The organism is Sulfitobacter sp. 1A15299 (assembly GCF_043556915.1).
Classification (GTDB): Bacteria; Pseudomonadota; Alphaproteobacteria; order Rhodobacterales; family Rhodobacteraceae; genus Sulfitobacter.
In genome coordinates, this window is record NZ_JBIFFJ010000003.1 from 26,300 (window position 1) to 40,504 (window position 14,205).

Consider the following 14,205-nt stretch of genomic DNA (forward strand, 5'->3'; position numbering starts at 1 on the left):
GGCGTAAATTTCTTCAAAACGGGGTGACGCGAGCGGCATCACCGGTCAATCTCTCCAAAGACGACGTCCATGGTGCCGATGATCGCGGCCACATCGGCAAGCTGGTGGCCGCTGGCCACATGGTCCATCGCCTGCAAGTGCAAGAAGCCCGGCGCGCGGATTTTGGAGCGATAGGGTTTGTTGGAACCATCGGCCACGAGGTAGACGCCAAACTCGCCCTTGGGCGCTTCGACGGCGCAGTAAACCTCGCCCTTGGGAACGTGGAACCCTTCGGTATAGAGCTTGAAGTGGTGAATCAGGCTTTCCATGTCAGTCTTCATCGCGGTGCGCGACGGCGGGGTGATCTTACCCCGGGCCAGCACATCGCCCTGCCCTTCGGGGGCGCGCAGCTTCTCGATCGCTTGCTGGATGATGTAGGTCGACTGGCGCATCTCTTCCATCCGGCAGAGGTAGCGGTCAAAGCAGTCGCCGTTCTTGCCCACGGGGATCTGAAAGTCGAATTCGTCGTAGCACTCATAGGGCTGCGCGCGGCGCAGGTCCCAAGCAAAGCCCGACCCGCGCACCATCACACCGCTGAAGCCGTAGTTGAGGATATCCTCCTCGGTGACGACGCCGATGTCGACGTTACGCTGCTTGAAGATGCGGTTCTCGGTCAGCAGCTCGTCGATATCGACCATGAACTTCTTGAGGAACTGATCGCACCAAGCTTCGATATCGTCCAGCAGCGCGGGCGGTAGGTCTTGGTGCACGCCACCGGGGCGGAAGTACGCCGCGTGCAGACGCGCGCCACAGGCCCGCTCATAAAAGATCATCAGGCTCTCACGCTCTTCAAAGCCCCAGAGCGGCGGCGTCAGCGCGCCCACGTCCAGCGCCTGCGTGGTGATGTTGAGAAGGTGGTTCAGAATGCGCCCGATTTCCGAGAACAGCACCCGGATCAGCGAGGCGCGGCGCGGCACCACCGTGTCGGTCAGCTTTTCGATGGCCAAGCACCAAGCGTGTTCTTGGTTCATCGGAGCCACGTAATCCAGCCGGTCGAAATACGGCAGGTTTTGCAGATAGGTGCGGCTTTCCATCAGCTTTTCGGTGCCACGGTGCAGCAGGCCGATATGGGGGTCGCACCGCTCTACCACTTCGCCGTCAAGCTCAAGAACCAGACGCAAAACCCCGTGTGCGGCAGGGTGTTGCGGGCCGAAGTTGATGTTGAAGTTGCGAATCTTCTGCTCGCCGGACTCAAAGTCGGTCGACCCGTCGTCAAAGGCTTTTGTGCGAATGTCGCCGTCCATTACCGTTTCTCCAGTTCTTGCAGCTTCATGCCCATCCACCACAGCAGGGCAATCGTGCCCAGCGGGATCAGACAGGCCGCCGCCCAGTATTTGTTGATGCCGAAGAACGGCAGCAGTTTGACCATCGGAATGGCGGTCAGCGCCGAGAGGATCAGCCAGCCGAACCCGCCCATTACTTCGCGTCCTTGCTCACATGACCGTCGGGTGCCGACTTGTCGTCGCCGGGCAGGATGTAATCGGCCCCTTCCCACGGCGACATGAAATCGAACTGGCGGTATTCCTGAACGAGGCTGACGGGCTCATAGACCACGCGTTTGGCGCCTTCGTCATAGCGCACTTCGGTATAGCCCGTGGTCGGGAAATCCTTGCGCAGCGGGTGCCCGCGGAAACCATAGTCCGTCAGGATGCGGCGCAGGTCCGGGTGGCCGGAGAAGATGATGCCGAACATGTCAAAGACTTCGCGCTCGAACCAATCGGCACTGGGATGCACGCCGGTGATCGAGGGCACCATGTCCTTCTCCCGCGCGGCGGCGCGCAGGCGGATGCGGTGGTTCTGGTACATCGACAGGAAGTGGTAAACCACGTCGAACCGCTTGGCCCGGCCCGGATAATCCACCGCCGTAATGTCCACCAAAGTCGAGAAGCGGCAGGTCGGATCACCTTTGAGGAACTCGACAAGCCCGGCGACATTGGCCAGCGCCACATCCATGTTCAACTCACCCTTGGTGACATCCCATCCGAGCACGCAATCGGGGCGTTTGGCTTCGATATAGGCCCCAAGTTCCTGCAGTTGTTCGCTCATCGCAAATCTTCCTTCCACGCGCCGATCAACGCCATCTCACTGTCCCGCGCCTTTGGCGCTTTGTCCTTCTGCCTGCCCCGCTTGCGGCGCAGGCGGTTGCCTTAGCGCACGATCGTCCCGGTGCGGCGAATTTTGCGCTGCAACTGGAGGATACCATAAAGCAGTGCTTCCGCCGTCGGCGGGCAGCCGGGCACATAGACATCGACCGGCACGATGCGGTCACAGCCGCGCACGACCGAATAGCTGTAGTGATAGTAACCGCCGCCATTGGCGCAGGAGCCCATCGAGATCACATAGCGCGGCTCTGGCATCTGGTCGTAGACCTTGCGCAGCGCCGGGGCCATCTTGTTGGTCAGCGTGCCCGCGACGATCATCAGGTCCGACTGGCGCGGAGAGGCGCGTGGTGCTGTGCCGAAACGCTCAAGGTCATAGCGCGGCATGGAGCTGTGCATCATCTCAACCGCGCAGCAGGCCAGACCGAAGGTCATCCAGTGCAAGCTGCCCGTGCGCGCCCAGTTGATGATGTCCTCGGTCGAGGTCAGCAGGAAACCCTTGTCCTGCAACTCGGCATTCAGGCTTTGGGTGGCAAATTCAGGGTCAGGCCCCGCGCCATATTGACCGTAGGCCGCGGGGGCGGAGGCGCCGGATTTCACCCGCGGGCTTTGGTGGCCATCGCCCATCACCGGGGTGACGAGTGCGTCATCTTTTACTGCCATTCCAGCGCTCCCTTCTTCCATTCATAGGCGAAGCCCGCCGTCAGCACGCCCAAGAACACCATCATCGACCAAAAGCCCGCCATGCTCACCTCTTTGAAGGCCACGGCCCATGGGAAGAGGAAGGCGATTTCAAGGTCGAAGATGATGAAGAGGATCGAGACCAGATAGAAACGCACGTCAAACTTCATCCGCGCATCGTCGAATGCGTTGAACCCGCATTCATAGGCCGAAACCTTCTCCGGGTCAGGATTGCGCACGGCCACGACCACGGCGGCGAGGATCAGCACAAGGCCAAGGCCAATCGCCACGGCCAGAAAAACGAGGATGGGCAGGTATTCCCGCAGCATGTCGTCCAAGGGGATGCTCCTTTCGCGGTGCGCGGCATGAGGCAAAGGCCAAAAGCCCGCGCAGACAAACTTGGAACGGGTTTAACTCTGCCCGTGGGTAGGGTCAACGGGCCAAGCCCGGTTAATGCCGCCCACGGGCCCGCAATAGAGCCATTTCGCCAAAGCCTTGCGCTAGACCACCCAAGCGGCTTTGCGCTTGTCGAAGAAGGCACCGATTCCCTCGGCGGCCTCATCGGTTTCCCAACGCGCCGCCAGCGCGTCGATGGACATTTCCACCGCCTCGGGCGTGGCGATTCCACCCAAGTCTTGTGCCAGTTTCTTGGCCGCGGCCACGGCCCCCGGCGCGCAGGAGAGATAGGGCACGACCTCGGCCTCGACTGCCGCGTCCAACTCCTCCGTCGGAACGGCACGGGCCAGCAGCCCCAGATCGACGGCCTCCGCTGCATCGAACAGACGCGCCGACATGAAGACCCGCCGCGCGCGCCCCTCGCCCATGCGCGCCAGAACGTAAGGCCCGATGGTCGCCGGGATGATCCCCAGCCGGGTTTCGGTGAAGCCCATCTTCAGCGTGTCCACCCCCACGGCCACATCGCAGACCGAGGCCATGCCGACGCCGCCGCCAAAGGCATTGCCCTGCAGCTTGCCGATCACCGGCTTTGGCAGCGCGTTGAGCGCGCCCAGCATCGTCGCCAGTTTGCCCGCCTCCGCGGAGCGAGTATCGGCGTCCATATCGCGCTGGTCGCGCATCCAGCCCAGATCGCCGCCCGCGCAGAAGGATTTCCCCGCCCCGGTCAGCACCACCACGCGCACCGCGTCATCCTCGGCCAGCCGGCCCGCGGCCGAGGTCAGATCGGCCAGCATCTGCGCCGACATGGCGTTGTGTTTCTCCGGCCGGTTCAGGGTAAGCGTCGCCACCCCGCGCGCGTCGGTTTCGATCGTTAGTGTCTCGTACATGTCAGCCTCGCATTGCCCGTGCCATTTCGGCGGCCTCTTCGACCACCGCCTGATCGACGCCGGTGTCATAGCCCAGTGCCGTCAGGTGTTTGTTCACCGCCTCGGTGGCGACATTGCCCGCCGCGCCGGGTGCATAGGGGCAGCCACCCAACCCACCGACGGCGGCGTCGAAGACCCGCAGCCCCATGGAGAGCGACGCGTCGATATTGGCAATCGCCCGGCCATGGGTGTCGTGGTAATGCCCCGCGAGCCGCCCCGCCGGCACCACGTCGCGCACCGACAGCAGCATCCGCGCGATACTGTCGGGCGTGCCCGCGCCGATGGTGTCGCCAAGGGAAATTTCGTAACAGCCCATGGCAAAGAGCTTGTCGGCCACGCGGGCCACTTCGCCGGGATCGACCTTGCCGTCATAGGGGCATTCCACCACGCAGGAGACATAGCCGCGCACCGGAATATCCACGTGTCGGGCCTCTTCAAGGATCGGGGCAAACCGCTCGAAAGCCTCGTCGATGCTGGCGTTGATGTTCTTCCGACTGAACCCTTCGGAGGCAGAGGCGAAGATCGCCACCTCGTCGGCGCGGGCCGCCACGGCATCCTCGTAGCCCCGCATGTTCGGCGTTAGTGCGGCATAGCGCAGGCCCTCGGCCCGGCGGATGCCCGCAAGCACCTCGCCCGAACCGGCCATCTGCGGCACCCATTTGGGGCTGACGAAACTGGCGCATTCGATGCGGGCAAAGCCCGCTTGGCTCAGCTTGTCCACCAGCGCCACCTTCTCGGCCACGGGGATCTCGCGTTTCTCGTTCTGTAGCCCGTCGCGCGGGCCGACCTCGAAAATCTCACATGGTCCAAGGCTCATTGGCCGCTTTCCTTCCCTGACTGGGCCATGGTCACTCGACCGGCCATGGCGCGTAGAAATCCTTTTCGTAGAGCTTGGCGCCCTCGGGCAGCGCCTGCGCGAAGCTCTCGCGCTCGGTGATCCGCTCGTACCATGCCGCGACCGAGGGGTTGTCGTCCAGCGTCACGAAATGCCGCGCCATGTAGACCGCCTGCCCGACCGAAATGTCGGCGGCGGAAAAGCCGGAGGTCAGCAGGTAGTCGCGGTTCTCCAATGGCGTCGAAAGCCGCGCCTCGAGCGCATCGTAGCATTTGCCGATCCGCGCCGCCTCGAGCTTCATCACGATGGGGCTGCGCATATGGTCCTCGCGCAGGGCGATATGCTGCTGGGTGAGTGCCGCGGTGTGCTGGCTGATGGTCTCGGCAAAATGCACCCAGACCAGCCAGGCCATGCGGTCCGGACTGCCGACCGAACGGCCCATGCGGTCCGGGCTGTAACGCTCGCAGAGGTACTGGGTGATCGCCCCGGTCTCGAACATGCGCTCGCCGTCGATCTCCAGCGCCGGGACCCGGCCCGCGGGCGAGAGCACGAGGTATTCCGGGTCGCGCAGGCTGCGGTCGAAGGCATGCATCTTGACCTGGAACTCGACATCGTCGAGCTCGTGCAGCAGCCAAAGCGTGCGCATCGAGCGGGTCTGCGGACAGTGGTGCAGCGTGATCATGCGCTCTCCTCGGCTTCCAGACGCACCAGCGCCGCGCCGGCCTCGACCTGATCACCGGCCTGTGCCAGCACCTCGGCCACCACGCCGTCGCGCGCCGCGAGCAGCGAATGCTCCATCTTCATCGCCTCCAGCACCGCCAGACGGTCGCCCTTGGCGACGCTCTGGCCGACCTCGGCGTCAATGGCACGCACCAGTCCCGGCATCGGCGCCTCGACGATATTGCCGTCGCCATGGGCGGCGGCAGCGCGGGCAAGTGGGTCGATTACGTTAAAGGCGATGCCATAGGCGTCAAAAACAGTGACCACGTCGCCCGCGACCGAGACCGGGGGCGCTATATGGCCATCAATCTTCCAGCGGCCCGCAATGCGCTCGGCGCGCACCTCATGGTCGCCCACGGTCCAAAGCTGCACGTCTTCTGAGAGCACCCGCACCTTGAGCAAATGTTCCTCGCCGTCGCGGGCCAGCATCACCTGCCGCCGCAGCGGCCGCCATAGGTTGAACCCGGCCTCGGCCTGCGGCTCATCGAGCCCAAGCGCCGCCATCCCGGCCAGCGCAAAATGCCGCCCAGGCACCTCGGGCTGGGCCGTCAGCGCCTCGATGTCCCGCGCGATCAGACCGGTATCCACGTCGCCCTTGGCAAACCCCTCGTGTTCCGTCAGCGCGCCAAGAAAGGCGAGGTTGGTGACCGTGCCGCCGACTTCGCAGCCCTTGAGCGCCGCGCGCAGCCGCGACAGCGCCACGTCCCGCGTGGCCCCGTGCACGATGACCTTGGCAATCATCGGGTCGTAGAAGGGGCTGATCGTGTCGCCCGCCCGCACACCGCTGTCGGCGCGGGTCTGGGGCGTGAAGGACAGATGCGTGAGCGTGCCGGTGGCAGGCAGGAAGCCCTTCGGCACGTCCTCGGCATAGAGCCGCGCCTCGAAGGCATGGCCGTTGATCGTCAGCGCCTCCTGGCGCTTAGGCAGGGCCTCGCCCGCCGCCACGCGCAGCTGCCATTCCACCAGATCGACGCCGGTGACCAGTTCGGTCACGGGATGCTCCACCTGAAGCCGCGTGTTCATCTCCATGAAGAAGAACCCGTCGGTCGACAGCCCGTCCGAGCCGTCGACGATGAATTCCACCGTCCCCGCCCCGGCATAGCCGATGGCCTCGGCCGCGCGCACCGCCGCTTGGCCCATGGCCTCGCGCATCTCCGCCGTCATGCCCGGCGCGGGGGCTTCTTCGATCACCTTCTGGTGGCGGCGCTGGAGCGAGCAGTCGCGCTCGAACAGATGCACCGCATTCGTGCCGTCGCCAAAGACCTGCACCTCGATATGGCGCGGCTTGGTGACGAATTTCTCGACCAGCACGTCCGGATTGCCGAAGGCGGTCTTGGCCTCGGAGCGCGCAGACTCCAACGCCGCCTGAAAGCCTTTGGCCTCCTCGACGAGCCGCATGCCCTTGCCGCCGCCGCCTGCCACGGCCTTGATCAGCACCGGGTAGCCGATCTTTTCGGCCTCGCGGGCCAGCAGCGCATCGTCCTGATCCGCGCCGTGATAGCCCGGGACCACGGGCACGCCCGCCTCGACCATCAGCGCCTTGGCGGCATCCTTCAGGCCCATGGCGCGAATGGCCTTGGCCGAGGGTCCGATGAAGGTCAGCCCCGCGGCCTCGACCGCCTCCACGAAATCGGGGTTCTCGCTGAGAAACCCGTAGCCCGGATGGATCGCCTGCGCACCGGTATCGCGCGCGGCTTGGATGATCACATCGCCCTTCAGATAGCTCTCCGCCGGCGCCGAGCCGCCAATATGCACCGCGGCATCCGCCATGGCGACATGTTTCGCGCCCGCATCGGCGTCCGAGTACACCGCCACGCAGCGCACCCCCATGGCCTGCGCCGTTTCCATTACCCGGCAAGCAATCTCACCCCGGTTCGCAATCAGGATCGTGTCAAACATGCCCTACCCTTTTCATCTCTTTCTGGCTCCAAATATGGCGAGCGTTCCGGGGGATGTCCCCCCGGTGTCCCACACCCCGATCACATCCGGAACAATCCAAATTTCGTCGGCTCGATCGGCGCGTTCAGGCTGGCCGAGAGGCTCAGGTAGAGTACGTCGCGGCTCTTGCGCGGATCAATGATACCGTCGTCCCACAGCCGTGCCGAGGCATAGAGCGGGTGGCTCTGCTCCTCGAACATGTCGATCGTGGGTTGCTTAAAGGCGGTCTCTTCCTCCTCGGTCCATGTCTCGCCCGCGCGTTCCATCGCGTCGCGCTTGACGGTGGCGAGAACGCCTGCCGCCTGCGCGCCGCCCATGACCGAGATACGGCTGTTCGGCCATGTCCAGAGGAACCGCGGCCGGTAGGCGCGGCCCGACATGCCGTAGTTGCCAGCGCCAAAGGAGCCACCCACCAGCATGGTGATCTTGGGCACATTGGTGGTGGCCACCGCCGTCACCATCTTGGCGCCATGGCGGGCGATGCCCTCGTTCTCGTATTTGCGGCCGACCATGAAGCCGGTGATGTTCTGCAGGAACACCAGCGGGATGTTGCGCTGGCTGCAGAGTTCCACGAAATGCGCGCCCTTCTGAGCGGCTTCAGAGAACAGCACCCCGTTGTTGGCGATGATGCCGATGGGGCAGCCTTTGACATGGGCGAAGCCGCAGACCAGTGTTTCGCCGAAGCGGGACTTGAACTCATCGAAGCGGCTGCCGTCCACGAGCCGCATGATGACCTCGCGGATGTCATAGGGTGTGCGCAGATCGGCGGGCACCACGCCCAGCATTTCGGCGGGGTCATAGGCCGGCTCCTCGGGGCTGGCCCAATCCACCGTCTTGGGCTTGCTCTTGTTAAGCTGCCCCACCGCGCGGCGTGCCAGTGCTAGCGCGTGCGCGTCGTCTTCGGCGAGGTAATCCGCCACGCCCGAGAGCCGCGTGTGCACGTCGCCGCCGCCGAGGTCTTCGGCCGAGACGACCTCGCCCGTCGCGGCCTTCACCAGCGGCGGGCCGGCGAGGAAGATCGTGCCCTGTTCCTTCACGATGATGGTCACGTCCGACATCGCGGGGACGTAGGCGCCGCCCGCGGTGCAGGAGCCCATCACCACGGCGATCTGGGCGATGCCCTTGGCGCTCATCCGCGCCTGATTATAGAAGATCGCGCCGAAATGGTCGCGGTCGGGGAAAACCTCGTCCTGATTGGGCAGGTTCGCGCCCCCCGAGTCCACCAGATAGATGCAGGGCAGATGGTTCGCCTCGGCAATCTCCTGCGCGCGGAGGTGTTTCTTCACCGTCATCGGGTAATAGGTGCCGCCCTTCACGGTGGCGTCGTTGCAGACCACCATGACCTCATGCCCCTGCACCCGTCCGATGCCCGCGATCACGCCCGCACAGGGCGCGGCCCCGTCGTAGAGCCCATGCGCCGCGGTGGCGCCGATCTCCAGAAACGGGCTGCCGGGGTCGAGAAGGTTCGCCACCCGCTCGCGGGGCAGCATCTTGCCGCGGCTCTCGTGCCGCGCGCGGGACTTCTCGCCGCCGCCGAGGGCGGCGGCCTCGGCGGCCTCGCGGACCTCGCTCAGGGCTTTAAGATGCGCCATCTCGTTGGCCTTATAGGCATCCGAGGATGGCAGGGCTTGGGATGTCAGTTTCATGTTACGTCCTCATTCTCTCGCGCCGCCAGACGCTTTAATTCCTTGCGGATTACCTTGCCGGTGACGGTCATCGGCAGGTCTTCCACGAATGCGATCTCGCGCGGGTAGGAATAGCTGGCGAGCCTTTCCTTCACCCACTCCTGCAGTTCCCTTGCCTCGACCTCGGCACCCGGTTTCAGCACCACATAGGCCTTCACGATCTCGGTGCGGAGCGCGTCGGGCTTGCCGACCACGCCGCAGGTGGCCACGGCCGCGTGCGTGAGCAGGCAATCCTCGATCTCAGCCGGGCCGATGCGGTAGCCGGCGGAGGTGATCACGTCGTCCTCGCGCCCCACGAAACGCAGGTAGTCGCCCTCCCATATGCCGCGGTCGCCGGTCAGCAGCCAGTCGCCATGGAACTTGGCCGCCGTCTCCTCGGGCCGGTTCCAGTAGCGCAGCATCATCGACGGCGCGCCACGGCGCACCGCCACATCGCCCTCGGCATCGGTAGGCTTGCCGTCCGCGTCCAGCACGGCGATCTCGAAGCCCGGTACTGGCTTGCCGATACAGCCCGGCTGCGCGGGGAAATCCACGCCGCAACTGGAAGCCACCATGTTGCATTCGGTCTGGCCGTAGAACTCGTTGATCTCGAGCCCGAAGGCTTTCCGCCCCCAGGCCAGCATCTCCGCCCCCAAAGGCTCGCCGCCGCTGGCGACTGAACGCAGGCCGGGCAAGGATACATCAGCGGCCTTCAGCATCCGCAGCGCCGTGGGCGGGAAGAACACGTTGCGCACGCCGCCTTGGGAAATCACCTCGGCGCAGCCTTCGACGGTAAACTTCGGCATCCGTGCGGCCACCACCGGCACACCAAGCGCGAGCGCCGGCATCGCCACGTCGAAAAGACCGCCGATCCAAGCCCAATCCGCCGGGGTCCAGAGGCAATCGCCCGCCTGCCCCAGATGATCATGGCTGACCGAGACGCCCGGCAAATGGCCCGAGAGCACCCGGTGCCCGTGCAGCGCGCCTTTCGGCGTGCCGGTGGTGCCGGAGGTGTAGATCAGCACGGCGGGGTCTTCTGGGCCAACCTCGGCGAAACCCACCGCCTCGCCCTCCACGCCTGCCTCCGCCGCAATCCACGGGGTTGCGAGATCGCCCAGAAGGTCCGCGCCCTCGGCGTCGGTCAGCACGATTTCGCAGCCCGCGTCGCCCACCCGGCTGGCCAGCGCATCGCGTTTGAACAGCTTGAACAGCGGCACCGAGATCGCGCCGATCTTCCAGATCGCCAGATGCGCCGCCGCACACCATGGCGATTGGCTGAGCAGCACGCCGACGCGGTCACCGGGCGCGACCTGTGCTTTCAGCGCGCGGGCCAGACCGTCGACCATCTCGTGCAGCGCGCCGTAGCTCACGTCGCGCCGTTCTGTAGCGGTCAGGTCGATGATTGCCAGTGCATCATCGGGCTGGGCGAGGCATTGCGCCGCCATATTGCCCTGCCAGAGGGGCCAGTCGCCTTCGTTCTTCATATCAGCTTCGATACTCCGGATTTTCGAAATCGAACCGCGCACCTGCGTCCCAGGCGTTGCGGTCGTTGCCTTGGCGCGGGTAGCCGCCCGCGTCCTTCAGCATCCGCGCCAGATGCAGGGCGTTCCATGTCATGATCGTGGTGTTGCGCTGCGTGAATTCATTGTCGAAACCCGCGCGCTTGCCGTCGACCTCGTCGCCGTAAGACGGCCCCGGCCCGGCCTCGCCGATCCATCCGCAATCGGCCTGCGGCGGGATCGTGTAGCCAAGGTGGTTCATCGCGAAGCCGGTGGTCATGGCGACGTGCTTGATGCCGTCCTCGTTGCCGGTCACCACGGTGCCGCCGACCTTTCCGTAGAAAACCGACTGGCCCTTGTCGTTGAGCTCGCCCGACATCGCATAGAGCCGCTCGATCAAGACCCGGCAGACACTACTCTCCTCGCCCAGCCACAGCGGCGTGCCGATGATGAGAATGTCGGCGGCCAGCACCTTTTCCCAGATCGCGGGCCAATCGTCACGATCCCAGCCATGCTCGGTCATGTCCGGGTAAACACCGGGCGGCACTTGGTGGTCGAGCAGGTAGAGATGTTCGACACCCACCCCCTGCGCCTCCATGATGCCCGCACTGGCGTTCATCAAAAGCTGGGTGTGGCTCTCGCCCCGGGTCTTCTTGAGCGAGCAGTTGACGTAGAGCGCTTTCAGGTCGGCAAAGTCAGTCATCGCCAAGCTCCTTCTTCAGTTGCTCCAACTCCCGGTCGAGAAAGAAGGAGGTGATGGAGCGGATGATGACCAGCATCAGCAGGAAGAGCAGATCCGCAAAGCGCAGGCTGATCGCGGTGTGGATCACATCCGAGACGATGAACAGTTCCAGCCCGGCAAGGATGTAGCGCCCCAATTCGATCCGCTCGCGGTTGGTGCGGCGCACACGCTCCGGCCCCTTTTGGGCGACCTCCGCGATCGTCACCCCGGTCAGGAAACGGGCCGCCCCTATCAGCAGCAGAATGATGGCGGCGATGTCGATGACCGCGGCGAGGATCTCGAACCCCTCGATCAGCCAGGGCAGAAAATGGTGCATCACACCGCCTTCCGTCTCCAGTTCTATCAGGTTTTCCATCCCGATCCCTCCGTCCTGTTTGGCCGCCGCCGCGAGACGCGGTTAATAGGCCGCCCCCAAACGCAGCGCCTGTTCCCCCGTCATATGCATCAGACAGGCCAAGGTTGCAGGCCCGCCGCCCGTGCCCCCGCCCCATTGGCTGCGTTCATAATCGCAGGCGGCATCGCGGAAGGTAATCCAAGCGCGCTGCATGTCACGCAGCGCCTCGGCCTGCGACGGCAGTTGCGGCTGGTAGAGGGCATTCTCCTCATCGGCGGATTTCGCCTGCACCATGCGTGCGCGGTAATTCTCGTTCAGCAGGCCGTCCCAAAAGGTCAACTCAGCATCGAGACAGCCACCCATGCCAACGGTCGAATAGCCGCCCGGCCCTTCCATGCAGAGGTTGGCGGAAAGGCCGATGCAGGCGCGCTGGCCGGTGAAATCTTCGGCCCCGGCCAGACAGTCCGCCGTGGCGGCATCGGAATAGGTGATATCCTGCGCAGCCACCGGCCCCGCCAAAAGCGTGCAGCCCAGCAGGAGGGCGCGCATCACATCGCCCCCATCATCTCACGGCCCACCAACATGCGGCGGATCTCGGAGGTGCCCGCGCCGATCTCCATCAGCTTGGCGTCGCGGAAGATGCGGCCCACCGGGTTGTCCGACAGATAGCCCGCACCGCCCATGGCTTGGACCGCCTGATGCGCCTGCACCATGGCTTGCTCGGAAGCATAAAGACAGCAGGCCGCCGCGTCCTGACGGGTCACGTCGCCGCGGTCACAGGCCTGCGCCACGCTGTAGACATAGGCCCGCGCGGAATTCATCGCGGTGTACATATCCGCCATTTTGCCCTGCATCAGCTGGAAGTCCCCGATGCGCTGGCCGAACTGCTTGCGCTCGGCCATATAGGGCATGATCTCATCGAGGCAGGCCGCCATGATGCCAAGGCCAATGCCCGCCAGCACCACGCGCTCGTAATCGAGGCCCGACATCAGCACGCGCACGCCCTTGCCCTCTTCGCCGAGGATGTTCTCAAAGGGGACTTCGCAATCCTCGAAGATCAACTCGGCGGTGTTCGAGCCGCGCATGCCGAGCTTGTCGAAATGCTTGGAGGTCGAAAAACCCTTCATCGATTTTTCGATCAGGAAGGCGGTGATGCCCTTGGAGCCGGCCTCGGGATCGGTCTTGGCATAGACTACCAGCGTCTCGGCGTCGGGTCCGTTGGTGATCCAGTATTTGTTGCCGTTCAGGCGGAAGTGGTCGTTCCGCTTCTCGGCGTGCAGTTTCATGCTGACCACGTCGCTGCCTGCGCCCGCCTCGGACATGGCCAGCGCGCCGACATGTTCGCCCGAGCAGAGCTTGGGCAGGAACTGCGCCTTTTGCTCCGGGGTGCCGTTCAGCTTGATCTGGTTCACGCAAAGATTGGAATGCGCACCGTAAGACAGCGAGACCGAGGCCGAGGCCCGGGCGATTTCCTCGACCGCGACGGTATGGGCGACATAGCCAAGACCCGAGCCGCCGAACTCCTCCTCGACGGTCATACCCAGAAGACCCAACTCGCCCATCTCGCCCCATAGCTCGGCGGGAAATTCGTTCTTGCTGTCGATCTCGGCTGCCATCGGCTTGACGCGCTCCTGCGCCCAGCGGTGCACCATCTCGCGCAGCGCGCCTACGTCTTCGCCCAGATCGAACTGCATACTTGCGTTGAACACGGCTTCTCCCCCCGATTTATTGAACGCTTGTTCATTACCTACCGCCCCGCCCGCTTTGGGTCAAGCAGCGCGATGTGGAACCGCCCCGCGCCGCGGCGGGTTGGCCCTGCGACCAAGCGAACACTACAACAAAGCGAGATGCAAATGAGCGATGATCTGAAAAAAGAGTTCTGGGACCGTCTGGACGACACCCGTGCTGGGATGCTGATGACCAAGACCGCCCGCGCGATCCCGATGACCCATTACATCGACGAAGACGACCGCGCCGCCGTGCTGTGGTTCATCACCGCCAAGGGCACCGATCTGGCAAAGTCTGCCGAGGGGCGCGCCGCCGCCGAATACCTGATCGCCAGCAAGGACGAATCCCTCTGGGCGCGGATCGACGGCCATGTCTCCGCCGTGACCAACCCGACCGAGTTGGACAAGATTTGGAACGCCATCGCGGGGGCATGGTTCGAGGACGGCAAGCAAGACCCGGACGTGCAGCTGATCCGCTTTGACCTCACCGAAGCCGAGGTTTGGGCCACCGATGGCGGGTTCAAGTTCCTTTATGAGATCGGCAAAGCACAGATAACAGGCCAGAAGCCCGACATGGGCAAACACGGCACCATCCGTTTCTAAGC

The 14,205-nt window shown here is 64.5% G+C and carries 16 protein-coding genes; 1 reads left to right on the forward strand and 15 read right to left on the reverse strand.

Annotated features, from left to right (window positions below):
- Positions 1-38: 38 nt before the first annotated feature.
- From ACGYK7_RS05540 to ACGYK7_RS05610, 15 genes are all read right to left on the reverse strand, one after another.
- Complete coding sequence (locus ACGYK7_RS05540) at positions 39-1,283, reverse strand: NADH-quinone oxidoreductase subunit D (protein WP_394399804.1); 1,245 nt, start codon at positions 1,281-1,283, stop codon at positions 39-41.
- On the reverse strand, positions 1,283-1,456 hold the full coding sequence (locus ACGYK7_RS05545) for a hypothetical protein (protein WP_167360195.1): 174 nt from the start codon (positions 1,454-1,456) through the stop codon (positions 1,283-1,285). Before ACGYK7_RS05545 ends, ACGYK7_RS05540 begins: the two co-directional genes overlap by 1 nt.
- Entirely contained in the window at positions 1,456-2,085 is a 630-nt protein-coding gene (locus ACGYK7_RS05550; protein ID WP_394399806.1) for an NADH-quinone oxidoreductase subunit C, read from the reverse strand. The genes ACGYK7_RS05545 and ACGYK7_RS05550 overlap by 1 nt, the downstream gene beginning before the upstream one ends.
- A gap of 101 nt (positions 2,086-2,186) precedes the next feature.
- Entirely contained in the window at positions 2,187-2,801 is a 615-nt protein-coding gene (locus ACGYK7_RS05555) for an NADH-quinone oxidoreductase subunit B family protein (RefSeq protein WP_231886322.1), read from the reverse strand.
- Positions 2,792-3,157, reverse strand: a complete 366-nt coding sequence (locus ACGYK7_RS05560) for an NADH-quinone oxidoreductase subunit A (RefSeq protein ID WP_394399808.1) — start codon at positions 3,155-3,157, stop codon at positions 2,792-2,794. The genes ACGYK7_RS05555 and ACGYK7_RS05560 overlap by 10 nt, the downstream gene beginning before the upstream one ends.
- Before the next feature lie 162 nt (positions 3,158-3,319).
- On the reverse strand, positions 3,320-4,102 hold the full coding sequence (locus tag ACGYK7_RS05565; RefSeq protein ID WP_394399810.1) for a crotonase/enoyl-CoA hydratase family protein: 783 nt from the start codon (positions 4,100-4,102) through the stop codon (positions 3,320-3,322).
- A gap of 1 nt (position 4,103) precedes the next feature.
- A complete protein-coding gene (locus ACGYK7_RS05570) occupies positions 4,104-4,958 on the reverse strand; it encodes a hydroxymethylglutaryl-CoA lyase (protein WP_394399812.1) in 855 nt (284 codons plus the stop codon).
- A 31-nt stretch (positions 4,959-4,989) separates the two neighbouring features.
- Positions 4,990-5,658, reverse strand: a complete 669-nt coding sequence (locus ACGYK7_RS05575; protein ID WP_394399814.1) for a glutathione S-transferase family protein — start codon at positions 5,656-5,658, stop codon at positions 4,990-4,992.
- Positions 5,655-7,595, reverse strand: coding sequence for an acetyl/propionyl/methylcrotonyl-CoA carboxylase subunit alpha (locus tag ACGYK7_RS05580; RefSeq protein ID WP_394399816.1), 1,941 nt, complete (start codon positions 7,593-7,595; stop codon positions 5,655-5,657). Before ACGYK7_RS05580 ends, ACGYK7_RS05575 begins: the two co-directional genes overlap by 4 nt.
- A gap of 80 nt (positions 7,596-7,675) precedes the next feature.
- The gene (locus tag ACGYK7_RS05585) at positions 7,676-9,280 is read right to left on the reverse strand and encodes a carboxyl transferase domain-containing protein (protein WP_394399818.1); all 1,605 of its coding nucleotides are present in this window, start codon (positions 9,278-9,280) and stop codon (positions 7,676-7,678) included.
- Complete coding sequence (locus ACGYK7_RS05590) at positions 9,277-10,782, reverse strand: AMP-binding protein (protein WP_394399820.1); 1,506 nt, start codon at positions 10,780-10,782, stop codon at positions 9,277-9,279. Before ACGYK7_RS05590 ends, ACGYK7_RS05585 begins: the two co-directional genes overlap by 4 nt.
- Before the next feature lies 1 nt (position 10,783).
- Complete coding sequence (locus tag ACGYK7_RS05595) at positions 10,784-11,500, reverse strand: flavodoxin family protein (protein WP_394399822.1); 717 nt, start codon at positions 11,498-11,500, stop codon at positions 10,784-10,786.
- Positions 11,493-11,894 (reverse strand): DUF1622 domain-containing protein, encoded by a 402-nt coding sequence (locus ACGYK7_RS05600; protein ID WP_394399824.1) that lies wholly within the window; start codon positions 11,892-11,894, stop codon positions 11,493-11,495. The genes ACGYK7_RS05595 and ACGYK7_RS05600 overlap by 8 nt, the downstream gene beginning before the upstream one ends.
- Before the next feature lie 42 nt (positions 11,895-11,936).
- The gene (locus ACGYK7_RS05605; protein ID WP_394399826.1) at positions 11,937-12,422 is read right to left on the reverse strand and encodes a lysozyme inhibitor LprI family protein; all 486 of its coding nucleotides are present in this window, start codon (positions 12,420-12,422) and stop codon (positions 11,937-11,939) included.
- Entirely contained in the window at positions 12,422-13,582 is a 1,161-nt protein-coding gene (locus tag ACGYK7_RS05610; protein ID WP_394399828.1) for an isovaleryl-CoA dehydrogenase, read from the reverse strand. The genes ACGYK7_RS05605 and ACGYK7_RS05610 overlap by 1 nt, the downstream gene beginning before the upstream one ends.
- Positions 13,583-13,726: 144 nt before the next feature.
- Here ACGYK7_RS05610 and ACGYK7_RS05615 point away from each other — a divergent pair, with 144 nt between their 5' ends.
- Positions 13,727-14,203 (forward strand): pyridoxamine 5'-phosphate oxidase family protein, encoded by a 477-nt coding sequence (locus ACGYK7_RS05615; RefSeq protein WP_394399831.1) that lies wholly within the window; start codon positions 13,727-13,729, stop codon positions 14,201-14,203.
- The last annotated feature ends 2 nt before the right edge of the window (positions 14,204-14,205 follow it).

Excerpts from the sequence above, each read along its gene's own strand:
- ACGYK7_RS05550 (WP_394399806.1), bottom strand. The coding sequence starts at position 2,085 with ATGAGCGAACAACTGCAGGAACTTGGGGCCTATATCGAAGCCAAACGC.
- ACGYK7_RS05570 (WP_394399812.1), bottom strand. The coding sequence starts at position 4,958 with ATGAGCCTTGGACCATGTGAGATTTTCGAGGTCGGCCCGCGCGACGGG.
- ACGYK7_RS05565 (WP_394399810.1), bottom strand. The coding sequence starts at position 4,102 with ATGTACGAGACACTAACGATCGAAACCGACGCGCGCGGGGTGGCGACG.
- ACGYK7_RS05590 (WP_394399820.1), bottom strand. The coding sequence starts at position 10,782 with ATGAAGAACGAAGGCGACTGGCCCCTCTGGCAGGGCAATATGGCGGCG.
- ACGYK7_RS05600 (WP_394399824.1), bottom strand. The coding sequence starts at position 11,894 with ATGGAAAACCTGATAGAACTGGAGACGGAAGGCGGTGTGATGCACCAT.
- ACGYK7_RS05540 (WP_394399804.1), bottom strand. The coding sequence starts at position 1,283 with ATGGACGGCGACATTCGCACAAAAGCCTTTGACGACGGGTCGACCGAC.
- ACGYK7_RS05575 (WP_394399814.1), bottom strand. The coding sequence starts at position 5,658 with ATGATCACGCTGCACCACTGTCCGCAGACCCGCTCGATGCGCACGCTT.
- ACGYK7_RS05555 (WP_231886322.1), bottom strand. The coding sequence starts at position 2,801 with ATGGCAGTAAAAGATGACGCACTCGTCACCCCGGTGATGGGCGATGGC.
- ACGYK7_RS05580 (WP_394399816.1), bottom strand. The coding sequence starts at position 7,595 with ATGTTTGACACGATCCTGATTGCGAACCGGGGTGAGATTGCTTGCCGG.
- ACGYK7_RS05585 (WP_394399818.1), bottom strand. The coding sequence starts at position 9,280 with ATGAAACTGACATCCCAAGCCCTGCCATCCTCGGATGCCTATAAGGCC.
- ACGYK7_RS05605 (WP_394399826.1), bottom strand. The coding sequence starts at position 12,422 with ATGCGCGCCCTCCTGCTGGGCTGCACGCTTTTGGCGGGGCCGGTGGCT.
- ACGYK7_RS05545 (WP_167360195.1), bottom strand. The coding sequence starts at position 1,456 with ATGGGCGGGTTCGGCTGGCTGATCCTCTCGGCGCTGACCGCCATTCCG.
- ACGYK7_RS05595 (WP_394399822.1), bottom strand. The coding sequence starts at position 11,500 with ATGACTGACTTTGCCGACCTGAAAGCGCTCTACGTCAACTGCTCGCTC.
- ACGYK7_RS05615 (WP_394399831.1), top strand. The coding sequence starts at position 13,727 with ATGAGCGATGATCTGAAAAAAGAGTTCTGGGACCGTCTGGACGACACC.